10 protein-coding genes are annotated in these 4,415 nt (G+C 60.0%); 1 reads left to right on the top strand and 9 read right to left on the bottom strand.

The features are described 5' to 3' along the window. The 7 genes from VZ95_RS15465 to VZ95_RS15495 form a co-directional block, all read right to left on the bottom strand. The coding region (locus VZ95_RS15465) for a RebB family R body protein (protein WP_045776657.1) at positions 1–239 on the bottom strand (239 nt) is incomplete at its 3' end. 12 nt (positions 240–251) lie between these two features. Beyond that, positions 252–479: a RebB family R body protein gene (locus VZ95_RS15470; RefSeq protein WP_045776658.1), complete on the bottom strand. Its 228-nt coding sequence runs from the start codon at positions 477–479 to the stop codon at positions 252–254. Between the two features lie 68 nt (positions 480–547). Continuing rightward, positions 548–820: a RebB family R body protein gene (locus VZ95_RS15475; protein ID WP_045776659.1), complete on the bottom strand. Its 273-nt coding sequence runs from the start codon at positions 818–820 to the stop codon at positions 548–550. Between the two features lie 38 nt (positions 821–858). Next, positions 859–1,146 carry a RebB family R body protein gene (locus VZ95_RS15480; RefSeq protein ID WP_045776660.1) on the bottom strand — a complete coding sequence of 96 codons (288 nt, stop codon included), beginning with the start codon at positions 1,144–1,146 and terminating at the stop codon, positions 859–861. Positions 1,147–1,225: 79 nt separating this feature from the next. Continuing rightward, positions 1,226–1,495 carry a RebB family R body protein gene (locus VZ95_RS15485; protein WP_045776661.1) on the bottom strand — a complete coding sequence of 90 codons (270 nt, stop codon included), beginning with the start codon at positions 1,493–1,495 and terminating at the stop codon, positions 1,226–1,228. 69 nt (positions 1,496–1,564) lie between these two features. Beyond that, complete coding sequence (locus tag VZ95_RS15490; RefSeq protein ID WP_045776662.1) at positions 1,565–1,834, bottom strand: RebB family R body protein; 270 nt, start codon at positions 1,832–1,834, stop codon at positions 1,565–1,567. Between the two features lie 88 nt (positions 1,835–1,922). Then, positions 1,923–2,213 carry a RebB family R body protein gene (locus VZ95_RS15495; protein ID WP_045776663.1) on the bottom strand — a complete coding sequence of 97 codons (291 nt, stop codon included), beginning with the start codon at positions 2,211–2,213 and terminating at the stop codon, positions 1,923–1,925. A 484-nt stretch (positions 2,214–2,697) separates the two neighbouring features. Between VZ95_RS15495 and VZ95_RS15500 the strand changes: the two genes are divergently transcribed. Then, on the top strand, positions 2,698–3,543 hold the full coding sequence (locus VZ95_RS15500) for an N-formylglutamate amidohydrolase (RefSeq protein ID WP_232302691.1): 846 nt from the start codon (positions 2,698–2,700) through the stop codon (positions 3,541–3,543). Here the strand turns inward: VZ95_RS15500 and VZ95_RS15505 are convergent. Further along, the gene (locus VZ95_RS15505; RefSeq protein WP_045776664.1) at positions 3,540–3,788 is read right to left on the bottom strand and encodes a hypothetical protein; all 249 of its coding nucleotides are present in this window, start codon (positions 3,786–3,788) and stop codon (positions 3,540–3,542) included. The genes VZ95_RS15500 and VZ95_RS15505 overlap by 4 nt on opposite strands. Before the next feature lie 87 nt (positions 3,789–3,875). After that, complete coding sequence (locus VZ95_RS15510) at positions 3,876–4,256, bottom strand: hypothetical protein (protein WP_045776665.1); 381 nt, start codon at positions 4,254–4,256, stop codon at positions 3,876–3,878. Positions 4,257–4,415 lie beyond the last annotated feature (159 nt).

Here is a 4,415-nt window from a genome sequence, read left to right on the forward strand (position 1 = left end):
GGAACCGGAAACGGCGCGCCCAGCATGCGCGCACAGGCCGCCGTAACCGCCGCCGCGCTGGTCATGCCGGCGTTTTGCTGCCGATTGACGGCGTTGTACATCGCCATGCCCAAGGTCTCGACCATCACCGCATCGAGCATGGCGAAGGCCTGCGACGGGCTCTGGCCGGTCAGCAACGTGGCCGCGCCCGTGACCGAGTCCACGATCCGTGTATTCGTTGTGCCCACCAAATCAACCATTGCCGCCTTCTCCTATGCTTTAGGTGGGGCCGTCCGGGCAGGAGCGGTCAGAATAAGGACTAACACCTGGGCCAGGGCTGCCGTGCTCAAGGTTTGGCCGCGCTGCTGCGCCGCCACCGCATTGGCCATCGCCAGCCCAAGACTGTCGGCCATCGCCATATAGGTCATGGCCATCGCAACCGACGGCGCGGTGCCGACTTCCAGCTCTACGGAACCTTCGGAAGCCTCAATCCCGGCCATGCCCTATGCCTCTACGACGAGCCGACGAAAAAAGGGGATCAGGAGAGACCCGATCCCCCCGACTGGGCTTAGACCAGACCCAGGATTTCGCTGGTCGCGACGCCCGTGGTGGCCGTATCCAGCACCAGCAGCGTCGAAACCGCTTGAGTGGTGGACGCCTGCATCGTCACATAGCTCTGCTGGGCATTATTCGTGGCGTTATGGGCCGCGTTCGACAGCGCTTGGCTGGTCGCAACGAACAGATTGCCCATCGCAACCGCCGGAGCGTCGCCGAGCACCTTGGTGTTGACCTGGGTGATCGAATCGGTGATCTGGCTGTTGATCGACGTCGGAAAAGCCATCGTTTTCACTCCTTAAATGGATTGGGTAAGACGTTGGGTTACGTCTGCTTTATCCCCGTTACCCGAGGATCTTTTTTAGTCGCCATCCCCGTTGCCGCCGTATCGAGGGAGTAGAGCAAAGCCACCCCCGCCGTCGTGGCCGCCTGGGCGGTAACATACATTTGCTGCTGCGCCATCGTCGCATTATGGGCGGCATTGGCGAGCGCTTGAGCCGTCGCCTGGTAGAGATTCCCCATAGCGATTGCCGGCGAAATGGCAACAACCTGCGTATTGGCCTGGGTAACGGAGTCGGTAATCTGGTTATTGACAGCGGTCGGGAAGGCCATGAGGAACCATTCCTTTTATCGTTAAAAAAACCTGGCCTCAGGATCGGATGCGCCCGCCCCTAGCCGTGGGCTCGCTCTCTTAGGCGGAGAGGATCTTGGCGGTCGCAGCGGCATCGCTGGCCGTATCGAGCCCGTACAGCGTGGTGATCCCCATCGTGGTGGCCGCTTGCGCCGTAACGAAGCTCTGCTGCTGGGCGTTGGTCGCATTATGCGCGGCATTCGCCAGCGCTTGCGCGGTTGCCTGAAACAGATTGCCCAACGCCAAAGCGGGCGAGATCCCTACCACCTGCGTATTTGCCTGCGTCACAGAATCGGTAATCTGATCGTTGACGGAAGTCGGAAATGCCATCGAGATGATCCTTTATAACGAAGGCGGTAAGATCGCAGGGACCTTTCCTCGCCCGACCGATGACACTTGTTACGCCGACAGAATCTTCGTCGTCGCAACGCCCGTCGACGCGGTATCCAACGAATAGAGCGTGGCAACGCCCATCGTCGTCGCGGCTTGCGTCGTCACATAGCTTTGCTGCTGGGCGTTCGTCGCATTATGGGCGGCATTGGCCAGCGCCTGCGCGGTCGCCTGATACAGATTGCCCATCGCAATGGCCGGGGCGTCGCCCAGCACTTTGGTATTGGCTTGCGTAACGGAATCAGTGATCTGACTGTTAACAGAAGTCGGGAATGCCATTCTTATAATCCTTTCGGGGAGAGTGCCGAGGCTGCGGCGCTAAAAGAGCCGTGCCGTGACCCTTTAAAGCTCAACGGGAGAACTAGGCTTAACCGCCAAGCCCTTTAACGCCGGTGCTCAGAATATCCTTGGTGGCAACGCCGGTGGTGGCCGTATCCAGCGAATAGAGAGTGGCAACGCCCATCGTCGTCGCGGCTTGGGCCGTCACATAGCTCTGCTGCTGGGCGTTCGTCGCATTATGAGCGGCATTGGCCAGCGCCTGCGCGGTCGCCTGATACAGATTGCCCATCGCAATGGCCGGGGCGTCGCCCAGCACTTTGGTATTGGCTTGCGTAACGGAATCAGTGATCTGATCGTTAACAGAAGTCGGGAATGCCATTGTCGTTCCTCACGGGCTAAGATCGCCGAACGGCGAACAGAAAGTGGCGCAACCATCCCGGCTGGACCCCGGCGGTCCCCACGCTGGTTACGGTTGCACCCTACGCCATTGCCACACGCCGCGATTGGCGGCATCCCTCAAAAACTCCGGCAATCGCCCGATTAAAATCGGTTAAAAGAGCGATTTTCCCGTTTTCCGATCAGCGATTTCCCCGTATGTCGCGCGCGCCATCGCCTTTAACGCGAGGATAGTTCAATAAACACCCTTAAAACCAGAAAAATACTTCCGTATTTTCTCGTCAGAATCGCTTATTGGGGCGATGCGCCGATTGAAACTCAGAATCAGTCGGATCGGCGGCAAAACACGCACGGAGAGAGATGACAAACCGCCCGATTTAGCTCATTTTTTTCTGATGAGTGTGTTGCCCCCTTTCCGTCGCCCCCCCAACGCCGCCCCCGTGCCGGGCGCGGGTACGGAAAGCATTTTGTCGGTTCGGCAACCGAGGGTGCAAACGGCGGCGCTCGTCGTCTCGTCGCCCCATAGCGGCACCCATTATCCCAATGATTTCGTACGCGACTCGCTGCTAGACCCGCTCAGCCTGCGCCGCTCGGAAGATAGTTTTGTCGACGATCTCGTTTCGGCGGCCCCGGATTTTGGCGCACCGCTGCTGAAAGCCCTTTTCCCGCGCGTTTATATCGACGTAAACCGGGAGCCCTATGAGCTTGACCCGAAAATGTTCGGCGAGCCCCTGCCCGATTTCGTCAATGCCGCCAGCGCGCGCGTCGCGGCAGGCTATGGCACGATTGCCCGCATGGTGGCGACCGGGGCGGAAATCTACCGCGCGCCGCTGACCTTCGCCGAAGCCGAAGACCGAGTGCGGCGGCTCTATCGGCCCTACCATGCCGCGCTCGACGGGTTGGTGAACGACACGCTGAGCCGCTTCCGCCGCGTGCTGCTGCTCGATTGCCACTCGATGCCCTCGGTCGGCAGTTCCGTGGAAAAAGACGCAGGCCGCATGCGCGCCGATATTATTCTCGGCGACTGCCACGGCACGAGCTGCGAGCGCAGCCTGACGGCCGAAGTCGCCGCCTTCTTCACCCGCGAAGGCTTTCGGGTTGTGCTGAACGATCCGTTTGCGGGCGGCTTCATCACCCGCCACCACGGCCGCCCGCGCCAGGGCCGCCACGCGCTGCAAATCGAACTCAACCGCGCCCTTTATATGAATGAGATCCGCCTGGAGCGCAGCGCCGAGTTCCACGCCATCAAAGCCGTGATGACGCGCCTGCTCGCTTGGCTCGGCCCAATCGCGACGCGATTGCCGGGGGCTTAAAGCCCAAAGGCGCGCTTCAAGGCTTTGAACGGCTTAATGCGGCAGCCGCATTTCTTCTCGCGCTCCGAGCGGCGGTCATCGTCGTGATAGTAGCGCCGCTCGTAAGTCTCCCGGTACGCATAGCCGCGTGAATAGCCATCGTGCCGTGAATAGTAGTTTGATGAGTAGCCGCGCCCCGAGCCGGTCGAAACGCAGCCGCTCAGCACGAGCGCCAAACATCCGAAAACAATGAATTTCCCTACCATTCCGGCCCCCTCGGTGCAATTCGGGCCAGAATAAGGCGCGGCGGCTAACGGCGGGCTGACGGGCAGATGAAATCGCGGTAACGGAACTTACAGCCCAAACGCCCGCTTCACGGCTTTGAAGGGTTTGACCCGGCAGTTGCAGCCGGAGTCGGCCTTACTTTTGCGCTGCGCGCGATTTCGATGCGCCTCTTCCTCCAGGCTATTATTGTACTGAAACTGCGGCGGTGGATCGTCGGGTTCCCGTTTGGCATACACCGTGAACTGATCGCCCCACTGGCGCTGCCGCCCTTGCTCCTCCTCCTCACGCGCCTTAATTGCGTCAGGCGTATAATGGTTCGTAAGGGCCTGCCGCTGGGCATTATCTAATTGCGCATAGTTTAAGAAAGTCGGCTTCGGGCGAGATTGGCACCCCGTCAACGCCAGAAGCAGAGCCGATAAAACGATTGAATGCAGAATGTTCGCGCGCATGCTTCCCTCTCTCAGGAAGCAACCTTAACGCGTAGAACCTCTTACGATCCTAACCGGCGTATGAAAGCTTCGTAAGGTCAGATCATTTTCCGCAGACGCTGAAGCGCGCCGGTTCATGGGGATGAACACACGCGCCCCCCGCCGGGCACAGTGCCCACT

It is taken from the genome of Elstera litoralis (genome assembly GCF_000963705.1).
Lineage (GTDB): Bacteria > Pseudomonadota > Alphaproteobacteria > Elsterales > Elsteraceae > Elstera > Elstera litoralis.